Annotated in this window: 18 protein-coding genes and 1 riboswitch; of the genes, 7 read left to right on the top strand and 11 right to left on the bottom strand. The window is 56.6% G+C overall.

From position 1 onward, the window contains the following. Positions 1–62 precede the first annotated feature (62 nt). Positions 63–4,286, top strand: coding sequence for a DNA-directed RNA polymerase subunit beta' (rpoC, locus tag MXM41_RS22080; RefSeq protein WP_325934417.1), 4,224 nt, complete (start codon positions 63–65; stop codon positions 4,284–4,286). Positions 4,287–4,433: 147 nt separating this feature from the next. Here the strand turns inward: rpoC and MXM41_RS22075 are convergent, their stop codons facing one another. The 9 genes from MXM41_RS22075 to rsd all read right to left on the bottom strand — a co-directional run bounded on the left by MXM41_RS22075 (position 4,434) and on the right by rsd (position 11,455). Continuing rightward, positions 4,434–4,751, bottom strand: a complete 318-nt coding sequence (locus MXM41_RS22075) for a PTS lactose/cellobiose transporter subunit IIA (RefSeq protein WP_250587029.1) — start codon at positions 4,749–4,751, stop codon at positions 4,434–4,436. Positions 4,752–4,754: 3 nt separating this feature from the next. Then, positions 4,755–5,060, bottom strand: coding sequence for a PTS sugar transporter subunit IIB (locus tag MXM41_RS22070; protein ID WP_103177803.1), 306 nt, complete (start codon positions 5,058–5,060; stop codon positions 4,755–4,757). 292 nt (positions 5,061–5,352) lie between these two features. Further along, positions 5,353–6,486, bottom strand: coding sequence for a 2-iminoacetate synthase ThiH (gene thiH / locus MXM41_RS22065; RefSeq protein ID WP_325934421.1), 1,134 nt, complete (start codon positions 6,484–6,486; stop codon positions 5,353–5,355). Beyond that, entirely contained in the window at positions 6,486–7,253 is a 768-nt protein-coding gene (gene thiG, locus MXM41_RS22060; RefSeq protein WP_325934416.1) for a thiazole synthase, read from the bottom strand. Before thiG ends, thiH begins: the two co-directional genes overlap by 1 nt. A 1-nt stretch (position 7,254) precedes the next feature. Beyond that, positions 7,255–7,455: a sulfur carrier protein ThiS gene (gene thiS, locus MXM41_RS22055; RefSeq protein WP_325934415.1), complete on the bottom strand. Its 201-nt coding sequence runs from the start codon at positions 7,453–7,455 to the stop codon at positions 7,255–7,257. Further along, positions 7,439–8,194, bottom strand: a complete 756-nt coding sequence (locus tag MXM41_RS22050) for a HesA/MoeB/ThiF family protein (protein WP_325934414.1) — start codon at positions 8,192–8,194, stop codon at positions 7,439–7,441. Before MXM41_RS22050 ends, thiS begins: the two co-directional genes overlap by 17 nt. Then, positions 8,187–8,822, bottom strand: coding sequence for a thiamine phosphate synthase (gene thiE / locus MXM41_RS22045; protein ID WP_325934413.1), 636 nt, complete (start codon positions 8,820–8,822; stop codon positions 8,187–8,189). Before thiE ends, MXM41_RS22050 begins: the two co-directional genes overlap by 8 nt. Continuing rightward, entirely contained in the window at positions 8,822–10,717 is a 1,896-nt protein-coding gene (gene thiC, locus MXM41_RS22040) for a phosphomethylpyrimidine synthase ThiC (protein WP_325934412.1), read from the bottom strand. The genes thiE and thiC overlap by 1 nt, the downstream gene beginning before the upstream one ends. Before the next feature lie 78 nt (positions 10,718–10,795). Then, a riboswitch (TPP riboswitch) is annotated at positions 10,796–10,904 on the bottom strand. Between the two features lie 53 nt (positions 10,905–10,957). Next, entirely contained in the window at positions 10,958–11,455 is a 498-nt protein-coding gene (gene rsd, locus MXM41_RS22035) for a sigma D regulator (protein WP_325934411.1), read from the bottom strand. Between the two features lie 95 nt (positions 11,456–11,550). Between rsd and nudC the strand changes: the two genes are divergently transcribed. The 6 genes from nudC to MXM41_RS22005 all read left to right on the top strand — a co-directional run bounded on the left by nudC (position 11,551) and on the right by MXM41_RS22005 (position 15,907). Continuing rightward, the gene (gene nudC, locus MXM41_RS22030) at positions 11,551–12,324 is read left to right on the top strand and encodes an NAD(+) diphosphatase (RefSeq protein ID WP_325934410.1); all 774 of its coding nucleotides are present in this window, start codon (positions 11,551–11,553) and stop codon (positions 12,322–12,324) included. Between the two features lie 42 nt (positions 12,325–12,366). Continuing rightward, the gene (gene hemE / locus MXM41_RS22025; protein WP_325934409.1) at positions 12,367–13,431 is read left to right on the top strand and encodes a uroporphyrinogen decarboxylase; all 1,065 of its coding nucleotides are present in this window, start codon (positions 12,367–12,369) and stop codon (positions 13,429–13,431) included. A gap of 9 nt (positions 13,432–13,440) precedes the next feature. Beyond that, positions 13,441–14,112, top strand: a complete 672-nt coding sequence (gene nfi / locus MXM41_RS22020) for a deoxyribonuclease V (RefSeq protein WP_325934408.1) — start codon at positions 13,441–13,443, stop codon at positions 14,110–14,112. 41 nt (positions 14,113–14,153) lie between these two features. Beyond that, a complete protein-coding gene (locus MXM41_RS22015; RefSeq protein WP_325934407.1) occupies positions 14,154–14,744 on the top strand; it encodes a YjaG family protein in 591 nt (196 codons plus the stop codon). Between the two features lie 186 nt (positions 14,745–14,930). Further along, entirely contained in the window at positions 14,931–15,203 is a 273-nt protein-coding gene (hupA, locus tag MXM41_RS22010; RefSeq protein ID WP_032615913.1) for a nucleoid-associated protein HU-alpha, read from the top strand. Positions 15,204–15,214: 11 nt separating this feature from the next. After that, positions 15,215–15,907, top strand: a complete 693-nt coding sequence (locus MXM41_RS22005) for a DUF1481 domain-containing protein (RefSeq protein WP_325934406.1) — start codon at positions 15,215–15,217, stop codon at positions 15,905–15,907. A gap of 44 nt (positions 15,908–15,951) precedes the next feature. Here MXM41_RS22005 and purD read toward each other — a convergent pair whose 3' ends face one another. Further along, on the bottom strand, positions 15,952–17,244 hold the full coding sequence (gene purD / locus MXM41_RS22000) for a phosphoribosylamine--glycine ligase (RefSeq protein ID WP_325934404.1): 1,293 nt from the start codon (positions 17,242–17,244) through the stop codon (positions 15,952–15,954). A gap of 15 nt (positions 17,245–17,259) precedes the next feature. Continuing rightward, positions 17,260–18,849 (bottom strand): bifunctional phosphoribosylaminoimidazolecarboxamide formyltransferase/IMP cyclohydrolase, encoded by a 1,590-nt coding sequence (gene purH / locus MXM41_RS21995; protein WP_325934402.1) that lies wholly within the window; start codon positions 18,847–18,849, stop codon positions 17,260–17,262. Positions 18,850–19,456 lie beyond the last annotated feature (607 nt).

Here is a 19,456-nt window from a genome sequence, read left to right as displayed (position 1 = left end):
GGTCACTGGTGTCGGGGTAATTCCCGACACCAGATTGTGCTAACTCCGACGGGAGCAAATCCGTGAAAGACTTATTAAAGTTTCTGAAAGCGCAAACTAAAACCGAAGAGTTTGATGCGATCAAAATTGCTCTGGCCTCGCCAGACATGATCCGTTCATGGTCTTTCGGTGAAGTTAAAAAGCCGGAAACCATTAACTACCGTACGTTCAAACCTGAGCGTGACGGCCTTTTCTGTGCGCGTATTTTCGGGCCAGTAAAAGATTACGAGTGCCTGTGCGGTAAGTACAAGCGCCTGAAACACCGTGGTGTGATCTGTGAGAAGTGCGGCGTTGAAGTGACCCAGACCAAAGTGCGTCGTGAGCGCATGGGCCACATCGAGCTGGCGTCTCCGACTGCCCACATCTGGTTCCTGAAATCTCTGCCGTCCCGTATCGGCCTGCTGCTGGATATGCCGCTGCGCGATATCGAACGTGTTCTGTACTTCGAATCCTATGTGGTTATCGAAGGCGGTATGACGAACCTGGAACGTAACCAGATCCTGACCGAAGAGCAGTATCTGGACGCGCTGGAAGAGTTCGGTGACGAATTCGACGCGAAGATGGGTGCGGAAGCAATCCAGGCCCTGCTGAAGAGCATGGATCTGGAGCAAGAGTGCGAGCAGCTGCGTGAAGAGCTGAACGAAACCAACTCCGAAACTAAGCGTAAAAAGCTGACCAAGCGTATCAAACTGCTGGAAGCTTTCGTTCAGTCTGGTAACAAACCAGAGTGGATGATCCTGACCGTTCTGCCGGTACTGCCGCCAGATCTGCGTCCGCTGGTTCCGCTGGATGGTGGTCGTTTCGCGACTTCTGACCTGAACGATCTGTATCGTCGCGTCATTAACCGTAACAACCGTCTGAAGCGTCTGCTGGATCTGGCTGCGCCGGACATCATCGTACGCAACGAAAAACGTATGCTGCAGGAAGCGGTAGACGCCCTGCTGGATAACGGTCGTCGCGGTCGTGCGATCACCGGTTCTAACAAACGTCCTCTGAAATCTTTGGCCGATATGATCAAAGGTAAACAGGGTCGTTTCCGTCAGAACCTGCTCGGTAAGCGTGTTGACTACTCCGGTCGTTCTGTAATCACCGTAGGTCCATACCTGCGTCTGCATCAGTGCGGTCTGCCGAAGAAAATGGCACTGGAGCTGTTCAAACCGTTCATCTACGGCAAGCTGGAACTGCGTGGCCTCGCCACCACCATCAAAGCCGCTAAGAAGATGGTTGAGCGTGAAGAAGCTGTCGTTTGGGATATCCTGGACGAAGTGATCCGCGAACACCCGGTACTGCTGAACCGTGCACCAACCCTGCACCGTCTGGGTATCCAGGCATTTGAACCGGTACTGATCGAAGGTAAAGCTATCCAGCTGCACCCGCTGGTTTGTGCGGCATATAACGCCGACTTCGATGGTGACCAGATGGCTGTTCACGTACCGCTGACGCTGGAAGCCCAGCTGGAAGCGCGTGCGCTGATGATGTCTACCAACAACATCCTGTCTCCAGCGAACGGTGAACCAATTATCGTTCCTTCTCAGGACGTTGTACTGGGTCTGTACTACATGACCCGTGACTGTGTTAACGCCAAAGGCGAAGGCATGGTGCTGACTGGCCCGAAAGAAGCTGAGCGTATTTATCGCGCTGGCCTGGCCTCTCTGCATGCGCGCGTTAAAGTGCGTATCACCGAATACGAAAAAGATGAAAACGGCGAATTCGTAGCGAAAACCAGCCTGAAAGACACGACCATTGGCCGTGCCATTCTGTGGATGATCGTACCGAAAGGTCTGCCTTTCTCCATCGTCAACCAGGCGCTGGGTAAGAAAGCCATCTCCAAAATGCTGAACACCTGTTACCGCATTCTGGGCCTGAAGCCGACTGTTATCTTCGCTGACCAGACAATGTACACCGGCTTTGCTTATGCAGCGCGTTCAGGTGCATCTGTTGGTATTGATGACATGGTCATCCCAGAGAAGAAACACGAGATCATCTCTGAAGCGGAAGCTGAAGTTGCTGAGATCCAGGAGCAGTTCCAGTCTGGTCTGGTAACCGCGGGCGAACGCTATAACAAAGTTATCGATATCTGGGCTGCGGCGAACGATCGTGTATCCAAAGCGATGATGGATAACCTGCAAACCGAAACCGTTATTAACCGTGACGGCGTCGAAGAGCAGCAGGTCTCTTTCAACAGCATCTACATGATGGCCGACTCCGGTGCGCGTGGTTCTGCAGCACAGATTCGTCAGCTGGCAGGTATGCGTGGTCTGATGGCGAAGCCAGATGGCTCCATCATCGAAACGCCAATCACCGCGAACTTCCGTGAAGGTCTGAACGTACTCCAGTACTTCATCTCCACGCACGGTGCGCGTAAAGGTCTGGCGGATACCGCACTGAAAACCGCGAACTCCGGTTATCTGACGCGTCGTCTGGTAGACGTAGCGCAGGACCTGGTTGTTACCGAAGACGATTGTGGCACCCTCGAAGGTATCACCATGACCCCGGTTATCGAGGGTGGTGATGTTAAAGAGCCGCTGCGCGATCGCGTACTGGGTCGTGTAACCGCTGAAGACGTTCTGAAGCCGGGCACCGCAGACATTCTGGTTCCGCGTAACACGCTGCTGAACGAACAGTGGTGTGATCAGCTGGAAGCGAACTCTGTTGACTCCGTGAAGGTACGTTCCGTTGTATCTTGTGACACCGACTTTGGTGTATGTGCGCACTGCTACGGTCGTGACCTGGCGCGTGGCCACATCATCAACAAAGGTGAAGCTATCGGCGTTATCGCGGCACAGTCCATCGGTGAGCCGGGTACACAGCTGACGATGCGTACGTTCCACATCGGTGGTGCGGCATCTCGTGCGGCTGCTGAATCCAGCATCCAGGTGAAAAACAAAGGTAGCATCAAGCTCAGCAACGCGAAGTCGGTTGTGAACTCCAGCGGTAAACTGGTTATCACTTCCCGTAACACCGAGCTGAAGCTGATCGACGAATTTGGTCGTACCAAAGAGAGCTATAAAGTGCCTTACGGCGCCGTAATGGCGAAAGGCGATGGCGAGCAGGTTGCAGGCGGCGAAACCGTAGCAAACTGGGATCCGCACACCATGCCGGTTATCACCGAAGTGGCAGGCTTTATTCGCTTTACCGATATGATCGACGGCCAGACGATTACTCGTCAGACCGACGAACTGACCGGTCTCTCTTCCCTGGTGGTTCTGGATTCTGCAGAACGTACCGCGGGTGGTAAAGACCTGCGTCCGGCACTGAAAATCGTTGATGCTAACGGCAACGACGTTCTGATCCCAGGCACCGATATGCCTGCTCAGTACTTCCTGCCAGGTAAAGCGATTGTTCAGCTGGAAGATGGCGTACAGATCAGCTCTGGTGACACCCTGGCGCGTATTCCTCAGGAATCCGGTGGTACCAAGGATATTACCGGTGGTCTGCCACGCGTTGCGGATCTGTTCGAAGCACGTCGTCCGAAAGAGCCGGCAATCCTGGCTGAAATCAGCGGTATCATCTCCTTCGGTAAAGAGACCAAAGGGAAGCGCCGTCTGGTGATCACGCCGCTGGATGGCAGCGATCCGTACGAAGAGATGATTCCAAAATGGCGTCAGCTCAACGTGTTTGAAGGTGAACGTGTAGAACGGGGTGACGTGGTTTCCGACGGTCCGGAAGCACCGCACGACATTCTGCGTCTTCGTGGCGTCCACGCGGTAACGCGTTACATCACCAACGAAGTACAGGACGTTTACCGTCTGCAGGGCGTTAAGATCAACGATAAGCACATCGAAGTTATCGTTCGTCAGATGCTGCGTAAAGCCACCATCGTGAATGCCGGTAGCTCCGACTTCCTCGAAGGTGAGCAGGTTGAATACTCTCGCGTGAAGATTGCAAACCGCGATCTAGAAGCGAACGGCAAGCTGAGTGCAACTTATGCACGCGACCTGCTGGGTATCACCAAAGCGTCTCTGGCAACCGAGTCCTTCATCTCCGCGGCATCGTTCCAGGAGACCACTCGTGTGCTTACCGAAGCAGCCGTTGCGGGCAAACGCGACGAACTGCGCGGCCTGAAAGAGAACGTTATCGTGGGTCGTCTGATCCCGGCCGGTACCGGTTATGCGTACCACCAGGATCGTATGCGCCGTCGCGCAGCGGGCGAAATCCCTGCTGCACCACAGGTGACTGCTGAAGATGCATCTGCCAGCCTGGCAGAGCTGCTGAACGCAGGCCTGGGCGGTTCTGACAACGAGTAATCGTATCGTCAGCCCATAAAAAAAACCCGCTTCGGCGGGTTTTTTTTTGCCTGATGTCCGGCGAATTTGGTGCGGTTGTTGCCGGGGACGCTACGCTTACCTGGCCTACAGCTCGGGATGGCTGGTAAGCGTAGCGCCCCGGGCGTGTTAATTCACCAGCGGCAAACGGCGGTAAAGCTCGATCATGTCCCCCGCCAGATCCTGAATGACCATTGCGTTCATCAGATGATCCTGAGAGTGAACGGTGATCAGATTCACCGGCAGCTTGCCGGTACCTTCATCAAGGCCAATCAGCTTTGTCTGGATGGAATGCGCCTGTTTAACGAATTCCCGTGACTCTTCCATCGCTTTTTCTGCATCGGCGAAGTCACCTTTACGCGCCATCTGCAGCGCGGTTAATGCTGAGCTACGGGCTGCACCGGCATTCACCAGCAGCTCCATAATGATCGTTTCTAAATCTTCCATGGGTCACTCCAGCAGTTTGAGCGCTTTTTCCAGGACGGCATCGCCTTTCATCATGCCGTAATCCATCATGTCGATAACCGCGACTTTTTTACCCAGCGGTTCAGCCTGGGCCTGAAGATTATTCAGTTCGTATTTGACCTGCGGGCCAAGCAACACAATGTCGGCTGCGGCGATTTCATCTTTAAACTCAGCAACCGGTACGGCTTTAATGGTTACGTCGACCCCTTTTTTCTGCGCGGCGTCTTTCATGCGTTGAACCAGCATGCTGGTGGACATTCCCGCTGCACAGCATAAAACGATGTTCTTCATAGTCAGCCCCAATGTACATGTGTTTATTGATAATTATCCCGCACCGCTCGCTTCGACAACCCGGTTACCGCGATTGTGTGTGAAGCATCACAAAGAAACCTGCATTTTCTGAAACCGGTTACAACTGTTACAGAACGGGGAAAGGCAGGGCGAAACGAGGAAGAAGCTTTCCGCCCTGGTCAGCATCCCTTGCTGACGAAACAAGCGTAAAAAATTCGGGCAGGGTATGACAATCGCCCGTTTATAAGGTTACGTGACGTCTCGTAATAACTTCATCAAGTTACCCATTTTTTCAGCCAGATTGCGAGGCGCGCCCCAGCCAGCTGTCCCAGTCTTTCCAGACGGGCTGTAATCCCTGCCTGCTGAGCGCCCCGGCGACAGCTTCCGGGCGGCGGTTATCGTGCGGCGCAAATTGCTCCAGCTCGGGATGGTCATCGGCATAGCCGCCAGGCTGGGTTTTTGAAAAAGCGCTGACGTTGTTAATCGCCAGGGGGATGACGCGATCGCGAAAAGCGGGAGATTCCCGGGTCGACAGCGACAGCTCCACCTCCGGCGCCAGCAGGCGAAACGCGCAGATGGTCTGCACCAGCTGGCGTTCATCCATGATCGACGCGGGCTGGATCCCGCCTGCGCAGGGGCGCAGCCGGGGAAAAGCAATCGAATAGCGGCTCTGCCAGTAGTATTGCTGTAGCCACAGCAGATGCTCCGCCACCATAAAGTTGTCGACCCGCCAGCTGTCGGAGAGACCGGTCAGTGCGCCGAGGCCGATCTTGTCGATCCCGGCGCGTCCCAGCCGATCCGGCGTCTCAAGTCGCCAGAAGAAGTCCTGCTTTTTACCTTTAAGATGGTGCCGGGCATACACCGCCTCGTGGTAGGTCTCCTGATAGACCAGCACGCCATCGAGCCCCAGCGTTTTCAGTTCGCCATACTCTGCCTCTGACAGCGGTTGGACTTCCATCTGCAGCGAGGCGAACTGGCGACGAATTGCCGGAAGATGGCGACGGAAATAGTCCATCCCGACTTTGGTCTGATGCTCGCCAGTGACCAGCAGCAGATGGTCAAATCCCATCTCGCGGATCGCGGCGCACTCCCGGGCAATCTCGTTTTCATCCAGCGTTTTGCGCTTGATATGGTTGCTCATGGAGAAGCCGCAGTAGGTGCAGTCGTTTGCGCACAGGTTGGAGAGATAGAGCGGAACATAAAAGCCCACCGTATTACCAAAGCGCTGGCGGGTAAGGCGCTGCGCCCGCTGCGCCATCGGCTCCAGATAGCCGCTGGCGGCGGGGGAGAGCAGAGCCATCATGTCCTCGCGGGTTGGCTGACGGGCGTTCAGCGCGCGTTCCACATCCGCTGGGGTTTTGCTGTTGATGCGCAGGTGAATATCATCCCAGTCGAGCTGGCGCCAGCGATCGGTAAAGGTTTTCATCATAATGCCTCCAGAAAACCGGTCAGCGGGCTGGTGGCTTGCGCCTCAACGCTTCGGGTACCAGGGCCAGACTGACGTGCCAGCACGCCAGCCTCTACCGCCAGACGAAACGCCCGCGCCATCGTCACCGGATCGTCTGCGACCGCAATCGCGGTATTAACCAGCACGGCGTCGGCCCCCATCTCAAGCGCCTGGGCTGCATGGCTGGGCACGCCGATTCCGGCATCGACGATCACCGGCACGGTCGCCTGCTGAAAGATAATCTCCAGCATCGCCCGGGTTTCCAGCCCCTGACTGGAGCCTATCGGCGCGCCGAGCGGCATTACCGCCACACAGCCTGCCTCTTCGAGCCGTTTGCACAGCACCGGATCGGCGCCGCAGTAGGGCAGCACCGTGAATCCCTCTTTGACCAGCATCTGTGCCGCTTTTAGCGTCTCGATGGGGTCGGGCAGCAGCCAGCGGGCATCGGGATGGATCTCAAGCTTAAGCCAGTGGGTTCCCAGCGCCTCCCGCGCCAGCCGGGCAGCAAACACTGCTTCTTCCGCAGTTTTGGCTCCGGAAGTATTGGGCAGCAGGCTCACGCCCGCTTCCAGCAGCGGCGCCAGAATCGCGTCGTTGTGATTACGCAGATCGACCCGCTTCATCGCCAGCGTCACCAGCTGGCTGCCGCTCTCGCGAATGGCATCCACCATCAGCTGTGGCGAGGCGAATTTCCCGGTGCCGGTGAACAGATGTGAATCAAAGGTTTTATCAGCAATTTGTAACATTTCAGCCTCCGGCAATCACCTGAAAGAGCAGGATGTGATCGCCTTCGCGTACCTGCTGGTTTTCCCACTGCTCGCGCGGCAGGATCTGTTGATTCAGGGCCAGCGCGACCCCGGGTTTTAACTGGCGTAGCTGGGAGAGCAGGGTGGCGACGGATATGCCGTCCACGCACTGCATCGGTTCGTCGTTAAACAGGATCCGCATGCTGCCCTCCACACACCTGACAATCGCTGGCGCGCTGTAAAGCCAGCTGCCGCCAGCTGCCAGCCCGGGCATCGAACAGGCGTAACGCATTGCGCGGGGCCTCAATACCGCTAAGCAGTTTTATCGCCTCCAGCGCCTGCAGGGTTCCCATTACGCCGACCACCGGCCCGACAATGCCCGCCGTGCGGCAGTTGCGCTGCGGTTCGTCATCATCCGGCCACAGGCAGCGGTAGCAGCCCTGCGTCCAGGGTGGCGTCAGCACCATCATCTGGCCGCCAAAGCCGACGGCGCTGGCGGTGATGAGCGGCGTGTTGAGCCTTACGCAGGCCGCATTGATCGCCTGCCGGGTGGCCATGTTATCGCTGCAGTCCAGCACCACGTCAGCGCGGGCCACCTCATCATGGAGCGCATCGCCTTCCAGCCGGGTCTGCAGGGCTATCAGCCGGATATCCGGGTTGAGTTGCTTTAATCGACGCACGGTTACCTGCGCTTTTGGCTGGGCGATATCGTCGCTGGTGAAGACGATCTGGCGCTGCAAATTACTCAGATGCACTTCGTCATCGTCGGCCAGCACCAGCGTGCCGATCCCGGCTCCGGCCAGGTACAGCGCCGCCGGGGCGCCTAATCCGCCCAGGCCGACCAGTAACACCCGGCTGGCGAGCAGCTTTTGCTGCCCGTCGATGGCGATATCCTCCAGCAGGATCTGGCGGCTGTAGCGCATAAAGTCACGGTCATTCATCGCCAGCCCCCGCCAGTTGCAGTAGCTGTGCCGTCGCCGCCTGCCAGTCATCGGCCTTCGTGATAGCGCTCACCACCGCGATGCTCCCCACACCGGTCGCCAGCACCTCGGGTGCACGTGCGAGGCTGATCCCGCCGATGGCGACGGTGGGATAATTTGCAAGCCGTTCGATATGTCGAGCCAGCTGCTCCAGCCCCTGCGGGGCGGACGGCATCTGCTTGGTTTGCGTCGGGAAAACGTGCCCCAGCGCGATATAGGACGGACGCGCCGCCAGCGCCACGTCGATCTCCATGTCGTCATGGGTCGATACACCGAGACGCAAACAGGCAGCACGAATGGCCTCAAGATCGGTAGTCTCCAGATCCTCCTGACCCAGATGCACGCCGTAGGCCTGATGTTTAATCGCCAGTCGCCAGTAGTCATTGATAAACAGGCGGGCATCATAGCGTCGCCCCAGGGCAATGGCCGCGATCACATCGGCTTCGACCTCGTCATCCTGCTTATCTTTGATGCGCAATTGCAGCGTTTTTACGCCAGCGGCAAGCAGGCGTTCAATCCACGCCACGCTGTCCACCACCGGATAGAGTCCCAGACGAAACGGCACCGGAGGAAAGTTGGGTTGATACATTACGCCTCCTCTTTTTTGAGGTAGATTTCTCCGCCCCGGGCGCGGAAGGTTTCCGACATGTCGGCCATCCCCACTTCGATGGTCTGCGCGGCGGCGTAATCACGTACCTCCTGGCTGATTTTCATTGAGCAGAATTTCGGCCCGCACATGGAACAGAAATGCGCGACTTTGCCGGACTCCTGCGGCAGGGTTTCGTCGTGATAGGCGCGGGCGGTGAACGGGTCGAGGGCGAGATTGAACTGATCTTCCCAACGGAATTCGAAGCGCGCTTTTGACATCGCGTTATCGCGGATCTGCGCCCCCGGATGGCCCTTCGCCAGGTCGGCAGCGTGGGCGGCAATTTTGTAGGTGATCAGCCCCTGCTTCACATCCTCTTTATTCGGCAGGCCGAGGTGCTCTTTCGGCGTCACGTAGCAAAGCATCGCGCAGCCGAACCAGCCAATCATCGCCGCGCCAATGCCGGAGGTGAAGTGGTCGTAACCCGGTGCAATATCAGTGGTCAACGGCCCCAGGGTATAGAACGGCGCTTCATGGCAGTGCTCCAGCTCCTCGGTCATGTTGCGGCGGATCATCTGCATCGGCACGTGGCCCGGGCCTTCGATCATTACCTGCACGTCATACTCCCAGGCGATTTTGGTCAACTCGCCCAGGGTGTGCAGCTCGGCAAACTGCGCTTCGTCGTTGGCATCGCGAATGGAGCCCGGACGCAGGCCATCACCCAGCGACAGGGAAACGTCATAAGCGGCGCAGATCTCGCAAATTTCACGGAAGTGTTCATACAGGAAGTTTTCCTGATGATGCGACAGACACCATTTCGCCATGATCGAACCACCACGCGAAACAATCCCGGTCAGGCGTTTCGCGGTCATCGGCACGTAGCGCAGCAGCACGCCGGCGTGGATGGTGAAGTAGTCAACGCCTTGCTCGGCCTGTTCCAGCAGCGTATCGCGGAACGCCTCCCAGGTGAGATCTTCTGCAATGCCGTTCACCTTCTCCAGCGCCTGGTAGATGGGTACGGTGCCAATCGGCACCGGGCTGTTACGCAGGATCCACTCGCGGGTTTCGTGAATATAGCGCCCGGTGGAGAGGTCCATCACCGTGTCCGCGCCCCAGCGGGTGGACCAGACCAGCTTTTCTACCTCTTCTTCAATGGATGACGTGACCGCCGAGTTGCCGATGTTGGCGTTCACTTTTACCAGGAAGTTACGTCCGATGATCATCGGCTCCGATTCCGGGTGGTTGATGTTGGCCGGGATAATGGCGCGACCGGCGGCGACTTCGGCACGCACAAACTCCGGGGTGATGTTCTCCGGCAGCCGGGCCCCAAACCCTTCGCCCGGATGCTGGTGGCGCAGCACGTCGGTGCGAATGCGCTCCCGGCCCATGTTTTCGCGGATGGCGATAAACTCCATTTCTGGCGTCACGATCCCCAGGCGGGCGTAGTGCAGCTGGGTAACACATTTGCCCGCAATGGCGCGCTTCGGCGTAAGGAGACCGGTAAAGCGCAGCTCGTCCAGACCGTCATCGGCCAGACGCTCCCGGGTATACGCCGAGCTTTGCTCGTTTAGCGCTTCGCTGTCGTTACGCGCGTCAATCCACGGCTGGCGCAGTTTCGCCAGCCCCTGCTGCACGTTAATGGTTACCGCGGGATCGCCGTACGGGCCCGACGTGTCGTAGACTGGCACCGCTTCGTTCTCTTCATACTGCGGGTTCTCTTTGCTGCCGCCGATAAGCGTCGGGCTGAGCTGGATCTCGCGCATGGGCACGCGAATGTCCTCCCGGGAGCCGGTCAGATAGATGCGTTTAGAGTTGGGGAAAGCGGTGCCTTCCAGGGTGTCGATAAAGTGTTGGGCCTGTGCGCGCTGTTCGCGGCGGGTCAATTTTGTGGCAGACATAGCTCGTTCCAGAAAATGTAGGAAGTGGCTTGTCAGACGACGGATGAAGCAAGAGAGGATCGCCTGGGGGCGATACATAACAGATTGACTCTTGTTCCCTTCGCAGGTTTTAACCTGATCAGGTTCCGCGGATCCCGAATTAACGGTCTCAGCCCGGCTTTCGCACTGGGCACTCCGACAAGAATAGGCTCCCCTACAGCGGGAGCAGTAAATGTAAATTACGCGTTAACGAGAAATAACTCAAGCCGGTCGGGCGACGTTATCTTCGTTACTGGCTTTCAGATTGTGATCCAGCGCAAGGGCGATCAGATTGTCTTCCAGCGTAAAGCGTTGCTCCAGCGCCTCGCCGATATCAGAGAGCGCCTGCTGAAATTGCAGGTAATTATCCTGATCGATGGCGTTTTCGAGGGTGGAGTCGTAATAATCCATGATTTGCTGAGTGTTGGCTTCCAGCAAGGGGTAAAGTTTCGTTGCTGCTAAAAACGGGCTGTTACCTTCCATTTCACGGATAATACGTTCATAAATGTTGAAATGGCCGTTAGAAAGATAGTCGACCAGGCCCTGGCAAAAATCATCCAGCGCTTTTTCGTTCAGGCGCATATAGGACTCTTTGCCCGGCTTGATGCCAACAAGATTGTAGTAGGCAACGAGCAGATGTTTACGCAAGTTCAGCCAGCGATCGACCAGGTTGTTACTTCCGCCAACGCGCTCTGTCAGGTTTTCTAGCTGGTTTAGCATGTTTGACTCCGCAAGGTTAAGATTAAATTCTGCCCACCCAAAATGTAATAGTATTGTTACCAACATGCCTGTGAAGCAAAGGTAGTGCAATAGATATGGATCGTATAATTGAAAAATCGGATCGCGGCTGGTGGTTAGTCAGCCATGAACAAAAATTATGGTTGCCCGGTGGTGAATTACCACATGGCGAAGCCGGAAATTTCGATCTTGCGGGTCAGCCCGCACTAAATATCGGCGAGTGGCAGGGCGATTCTGTGTGGTTGATCCAGCAAAATCGTCGTCACGACATGGGATCGGTCCGCCAGGTGCTGGATCGCGATGTGGGCCTGTTTCAGCTGGCGGGCCGCGCCGTGCAGTTGGCCGAGTTTTATCGCTCGCATAAATACTGCGGCTACTGTGGGCACGCCATGCACCCAAGCAAAACCGAATGGGCCATGCTCTGCAGCCACTGCCGCGAACGCTACTACCCGCAAATCGCGCCGTGCATTATCGTCGCCATCCGCCGTAATGACAGCATCCTGCTGGCACAACATACCCGCCATCGCAACGGGGTGCATACCGTTCTGGCCGGGTTTGTCGAAGTGGGCGAAACCCTGGAGCAGGCCGTCGCGCGGGAAGTGATGGAAGAGAGCGGTATCAGGGTGAAGAATCTGCGCTATGTCACCTCCCAGCCGTGGCCGTTCCCGCAGTCGCTAATGACCGCTTTTATGGCCGAGTACGACAGCGGCGAGATCGTCATCGACCCGAAAGAGCTGCTGGCGGCTGACTGGTATCGCTACGACGATTTACCGCTGCTGCCCCCGCCGGGCACCGTGGCGCGACGGCTGATAGAAGACACCGTGGCAATGTGTCGGGCTGACGATGTGTGAGACATGTTACACTGGGGATTAGACGCTTAAGGAACTGCAAAAATGACCGAACTGAAGAACGATCGTTATCTGCGTGCGCTGCTGCGCCAACCCGTTGATATCACTCCGGTATGGATGATGCGCCAGGCGGGCCGCTATTTACCGGAATATAAAGCCACGCGTGCGCAGGCGGGCGATTTTATGTCGCTGTGCAAAAACGCGGAGCTGGCGTGCGAAGTGACCCTTCAGCCGCTGCGCCGTTACCCGCTGGACGCGGCGATCCTCTTCTCTGACATCCTGACCATCCCGGACGCGATGGGGCTTGGGCTCTATTTTGAGACCGGCGAAGGGCCGCGCTTTTCTTCTCCCATTAAGAGCAAAGCGGACATCGACAACCTGCCGATCCCGGACCCGGAGCAGGAGCTCGGTTATGTGATGAATGCGGTGCGCACCATTCGCCGCGAGCTGAAAGGTGAGGTGCCGCTGATTGGTTTCTCCGGTAGCCCGTGGACGCTGGCAACCTACATGGTCGAAGGTGGCAGCAGCAAGGCTTTCACCGTGATTAAGAAGATGATGTATGCCGACCCGCTGGCGCTGCACGCTCTGCTGGATAAGCTGGCAAAAAGCGTCACCCTCTATCTGAACGCGCAGATCAAAGCCGGCGCCCAGTCGGTGATGATCTTCGATACCTGGGGTGGGGTGCTGACGGGGCGCGATTATCAGCAGTTCTCGCTCTATTACATGCATAAAATCGTTGATGGCCTGCTGCGTGAAAACGAAGGCCGTCGCGTGCCGGTAACGCTGTTCACCAAGGGCGGCGGCCAGTGGCTGGAAGCGATGGCAGAAACCGGCTGTGATGCGCTGGGCCTTGACTGGACTACCGATATTGCCGATGCGCGCCGACGCGTGGGTGACAAAGTCGCGCTGCAGGGCAACATGGATCCGTCTATGCTGTATGCTCCGGCCGCCCGTATTGAAGAAGAAGTCTCGACCATTCTGGCGGGCTTCGGTCAGGGCGAAGGTCATGTCTTTAATCTGGGGCACGGTATTCATCAGGATGTTCCGCCAGAACATGCAGGCGTGTTTGTGGAGGCGGTGCACCGACTTTCTGCCCAGTATCACCTGTAAGGAGTCGTTATGGATCTTGCGTCACTTCGCGCTCAACAACTGAAACTCGCTGCGTCTGTATCCCGTGAGGATCGTCTGGATAAAGATCCTCCCACGCTGATTGCGGGGGCCGATGTCGGGTTTGAGCAGGGCGGAGAGGTGACGCGGGCGGCGATTGTGCTCCTGACGTACCCCGGGCTGGAACTGGTCGAGCATCAGGTGGCGCGGATTGCCACCGCCATGCCCTATATCCCCGGCTTTCTCTCATTTCGTGAATATCCCGCGCTGCTTGCGGCGTGGGATCAGCTTTCGCAAAGACCCGATCTGCTGTTTGTTGATGGGCACGGCATCTCCCACCCGCGCCGTCTCGGCGTTGCCAGCCATTTTGGTCTGCTGGTGGATGTCCCGACCATCGGCGTGGCGAAAAAGCGCCTCTGCGGCAAGTTTGATCCGCTGCCGGCCGAGCCCGGCGCGCTGGCGCCGTTGATGGATAAAGGCGAGCAGCTGGCGTGGGTCTGGCGCAGCAAAGCCCGCTGCAATCCGCTGTTCATCGCGACCGGCCATCGTGTCAGTACTGACAGCGCCCTGGCGTGGGTACAGCGCTGTATGCGGGGCTATCGCCTGCCGGAACCGACCCGCTGGGCCGATGCGGTCGCCTCCGGGCGTCCGGCTTTTGTTCGTTGGCAAGAAATTCAGGGCTGATTCAGGTAAACTGCGGCCAATTTTCGATTCGAGACATCATCATGTTACAAAACCCGATTCACCTGCGCCTTGAGAAGCTGGAAAGCTGGCAGCACGTCACTTTTATGGCCTGTCTGTGCGAACGTATGTATCCGAACTATGCCATGTTCTGCAAGCAGACTGAATTTGGTGAGGGTCAACTGTATCGTCGTATTCTCGATCTGGTGTGGGAAACACTGACGGTCAAAGATGCGAAGGTGAACTTCGACAGCCAGCTCGATAAGCTGGAAGAGGCGATCCCGGTGGCTGATGACTATGATGTCTATGGCGTCTACCCGGCGATTGATGCCTGTGTGGCATTAAGTGAACTGATTCACTCGCGCCTGAGTGGCGAAACGCTGGACCATGCCATCGAAGTCAGTAAGGCCTCCATCACGACCGTGGCCATGCTGGAGATGACCCAGGAAGGGCGCGAAATGACTGATGAAGAGCTGCGTCTGAACCCGGCCATTGAACAGGAATGGGACATCCAGTGGGAAATATTCCGTCTACTGGCGGAGTGCGAAGAACGCGATATCGAGCTGATTAAAGGTCTGCGCGCAGACTTGCGTGAGGCAGGCGAGAGTAACATTGGTATAAATCTTAACCAGTGAGACAACAAAACGTGATTTAACGCCTGTTTTGTCATGCGTCTACTCTTCCCTTCTGCCCCCCGTCTGGTCTACATTTGGGGGGCGAAAATAAGTGGCTATCGGTGCGTGTATGCAGGAGAGTGCTTTTTTGGCATTTTCGTCGCACTCGATGCTTAGCAAGCGATAAACACATTGAAAGGATAACTTATGAACAAGACTCAACTGATTGATGTAATTGCGGACAAAGCTGACCTGTCTAAAGTACAGGCTAAAGCTGCTCTGGAATCCACCCTGGCTGCAATTACTGAGTCTCTGAAAGAAGGCGACGCTGTACAACTGGTAGGTTTCGGTACCTTCAAAGTGAACCACCGCGCTGAGCGTACTGGCCGCAACCCGCAGACCGGTAACGAAATCAAAATCGCTGCAGCTAACGTGCCAGCATTTGTTTCTGGCAAAGCACTGAAAGACGCAGTTAAGTAAGCCGCGTAGCAGTGAACAGTTTTATCGAGGGGGCGGTTTCGCCCCTTTTGTCTGTCTGGCGCCAGGCGATGGCGTTAGCGGGCCTGCTTGCACTGACCGCCTGTAGCCATGACGCCTCCCTGCCACCCTTTACCGCCAGCGGCTACGCTGACGATCGGGGCGCGGTACGTGTCTGGCGCAAAGATTCAGACGACGAAGTGCATCTCCTCTCCGCGTTTAGCCCCTGGCATAGCGGCAGCACCACCACCAGTGAATACCGCTGGCAGGGCGATACGCTCGCCTATATTGATGTAAACATCTACAGCAAGGTTCCCGAACATGTGCGGGTCCGTTTTGACGACCACGGTGAGCTGAGCTTTATGCAGCGGGAAATGGGCGGGCTCAAACAGCAGCTCTCTACCGATCAAATCGAGCTTTACCGCTACCGTGCCAACCAGATTCGCCAGACCAGCGACGCGCTGCGACAGGGAAGGGTTGTGCTGTATCAGGGGCGCTGGCATAACGACGGCACCGTCACCACGTGCGAAGGCCAGACCCTGAAGCCGGATCTTGATAGCTGGGCAACGGAGCATATTGCGCGCCGTCAGAGCCATTCCTCCATGGAGGTGAGCGTGGCGTGGCTGGAAGCGCCTGAAGGGTCACAGCTGCTGCTGGTGGCTAACGAAGATTTCTGTACCTGGCAGCCGACAGAGAAAAGTTTTTAAGTCCCCTCTCCCCTATGGGGAGAGGGTTAGGGTGAGGGGGAAAATTACTTCCCCTGCTCCCGCGCAATCGCACGATAGCCAATATCGCTACGGCTGAAGCTACCGTTCCAGTGGATATCCGCCATTAGCGCATAGGCGCGTTGCTGCGCTTCTGCGACGGTATTGCCAAGGGCTGTGGCACAAAGGACGCGGCCACCATTGGTCAGTACACGTTCATCATCAGACAGTTTCGTTCCGGCGTGGAACACTTTCGCGCCTTCACGCTCTTCCAGTGGCAGACCGTGGATCTCATCCCCGGTGCTGTAGTTGCCTGGATAACCCCCCGCCGCAATCACCACGCCAAGAGACGCACGTTCATCCCACTCGGAGGTCTTCTCGTCCAGCTTGCCTTCACAGGCCGCCAGGCACAGTTCGACCAGATCGGATTTCATGCGCAGCATGATCGGCTGCGTTTCCGGATCGCCAAAGCGGCAGTTGAACTCAATAACTTTCGGATTGCCCTGTTTGTCGATCATCAGGCCCGCATACAGGAAGCCGGTGTAGGTGTTACCTTCCGCAGCCATTCCCTTAACGGTTGGCCAGATGATGCGATCCATGGTGCGCTGGTGAACTTCATCCGTCACCACCGGGGCAGGAGAATAGGCGCCCATCCCGCCGGTATTTGGGCCGGTGTCGGCGTCGCCAACGCGCTTATGGTCCTGGCTGGTAGCCATCGGCAGCACGTGCTCGCCATCGACCATGACGATAAAGCTCGCCTCTTCACCGTCGAGAAACTCTTCGATAACGATACGATGGCCTGCATCACCAAAAGCATTCCCTGCCAGCATATCCTGGACTGCGGCTTCTGCTTCTTCGAGGGTCATTGCCACGATAACGCCTTTACCGGCAGCAAGGCCGTCGGCCTTGATCACAATCGGCGCGCCTTTTTCACGTAAGTAAGCCAGCGCTGGCTCGACTTCGGTAAAGTTCTGGTATTCCGCGGTCGGGATGTTATGACGCGCCAGGAAATCTTTGGTAAAGGCTTTGGAGCCTTCGAGCTGCGCGGCGCCTTCGGTCGGTCCGAAGATGGCCAGGCCCGCCGCGCGGAACGCGTCAACCACGCCAATCACCAGCGGTGCTTCCGGACCGACGATGGTCAAATCGATTTTCTCATTCTGGGCAAAGCTCAGCAGCGACGGAATATCGGTCACGCCGATAGCGACGTTCTGCAGGGCAGGCTCCAGCGCGGTACCCGCATTACCCGGTGCCACAAAGACGGTTTCTACCTGTGGGGACTGTGCCGCTTTCCACGCCAGGGCGTGCTCACGTCCGCCGTTACCAATCACTAATACTTTCATTCTCTGCTCCAGGAATTAATGGCGGAAATGACGCATGTCGGTGAAGATCATCGCGATGCCGTGTTCATCGGCGGCGGCAATCACTTCGTCATCACGGATGGAGCCGCCAGGCTGGATCACGCAGGTGATGCCCACTGCCGCCGCCGCATCGATACCATCACGGAACGGGAAGAAGGCGTCAGAGGCCATGGCGGAGCCTTTCACTTCCAGACCTTCGTCGCCAGCTTTAATACCGGCGATTTTCGCGGAGTAGACGCGGCTCATCTGGCCTGCGCCTATGCCGATGGTCATGTTCTCTTTTGCATAGACGATGGCGTTGGATTTCACGAACTTCGCCACCTTCCAGCAGAACAACGCATCACGCAGTTCCTGTTCGGTCGGCTGGCGTTTGGTCACTACGCGCAGGTCGGCTTCTGTCACCATACCCAGGTCGCGATCCTGAACCAGCAGGCCGCCATTCACACGCTTAAAGTCGAGGCCCGAAACGCGCTCCGTCCACTGGCCGCAGACCAGCACGCGCACGTTCTGTTTCGCCGCGGTGATTTTCAGGGCTTCTTCGGTAGCAGACGGGGCAATAATTACTTCCACAAACTGACGGGAGATGATGGCCTGCGCGGTTTCAGCATCCAGTTCGCGGTTGAAAGCGATAATGCCGCCAAATGCCGAGGTTGGGTCGGTTTTGTACGCGCGATCGTAAGCGTCCAGAATCGTGGTGCTTACCGCCACGCCGCATGGGTTCGCATGCTTCACAATAACGCAGGCTGGCTCGCTGAACTCTTTCACGCACTCGAGAGCGGCGTCAGTATCGGCGATGTTGTTATAGGAGAGCGCTTTACCCTGCACCTGCTGTGCAGTAGCAACGGATGCTTCTTTTACCTCTTCTTCTATATAGAAGGCAGCCTGCTGGTGGCTGTTCTCACCGTAGCGCATATCCTGCTTTTTAATGAAGTTCAGGTTAAGGGTACGAGAGAAGCGACCGGAAGGTTCGTTGCTTTCGCCGTGATAGGCTGGCACCAGGCTACCGAAGTAGTTGGCAATCATGCTGTCGTAAGCGGCGGTATGTTCAAACGCTTTAATGGCGAGGTCAAAACGGGTCTCGAGATTCAGGGAGCCTTCGTTGGCATCCATCTCTTTAATAATGGCATCGTAGTCGCTGCTCTTTACCACGATGGCAACGTCTTTATGGTTCTTGGCCGCAGAGCGCACCATGGTTGGGCCGCCGATGTCGATATTCTCTACCGCATCTTCCAGCGAGCAGCCTTCACGAGCTACGGTCTGGGCGAACGGGTAAAGGTTAACAACCACCATATCGATCGGTGCGATCCCGTGCTGATCCATAATACCGTCATCCTGACCACGACGACCCAGAATGCCGCCGTGGACTTTCGGGTGCAGTGTCTTGACGCGTCCATCCATCATTTCCGGGAAACCGGTGTAATCGGACACTTCGGTTACCGGCAGGCCTTTATCTGCTAACAGGCGAGCGGTACCGCCAGTAGACAGCAGCTCTACGCCACGTGCAGAAAGTGCCTGAGCGAATTCGACGATACCGGCTTTATCAGAAACACTGAGCAGAGCGCGGCGGACTGGACGACGTTGTTGCATGGTAAATCCCCTGGATTTGACGATTACAGAGAGCGTTAGGTGAATTCTCTATATAAAAACTCAACTAACACACCTGGCGGGGTCGCTTTATTTAGCGCGAGCATTTTAACGAAAACGTTTGCGCAACGCTCGCACATTTTCACTTTTTCGTAGCATTGTGGATAAGTCTGTGTGTAATCAGGTATAAGGTGGGGTTTTGCTGGGGAATGCAGCAGTCAGTCATTTTTCTGTCATTTAAGGGTTGCGGGCTCCGGAGAACTCCCTATAATGCGCCTCCATCGACACGGCAGATGTGAATCACTTCACACAAACAGCCGGGCCGGTTGAAGAGAAAAGCGAAAATAATCGCTTGACTCTGAAAGAGGAAAGCGTAATATACGCCACCTCGCAACGATGAGCGAAAGCCGCGTTGCACTGCTCTTTAACAATTTATCAGACAATCTGTGTGGGCACTCAAAGTGACATGGATTCTTAACGTCCTCGGACGAAAAATGAATACCAAGTCTCAAAGAGTGAACACGTAATTCATTACGAAGTTTAATTCTACGAGCATCAAACTTAAATTGAAGAGTTTGATCATGGCTCAGATTGAACGCTGGCGGCAGGC

Origin of the sequence: Leclercia adecarboxylata, from assembly GCF_035787115.1 — a bacterium.
GTDB lineage: Bacteria > Pseudomonadota > Gammaproteobacteria > Enterobacterales > Enterobacteriaceae > Enterobacter > Enterobacter adecarboxylatus_E.
This window is presented reverse-complemented; position numbering and strand designations above follow the sequence as displayed.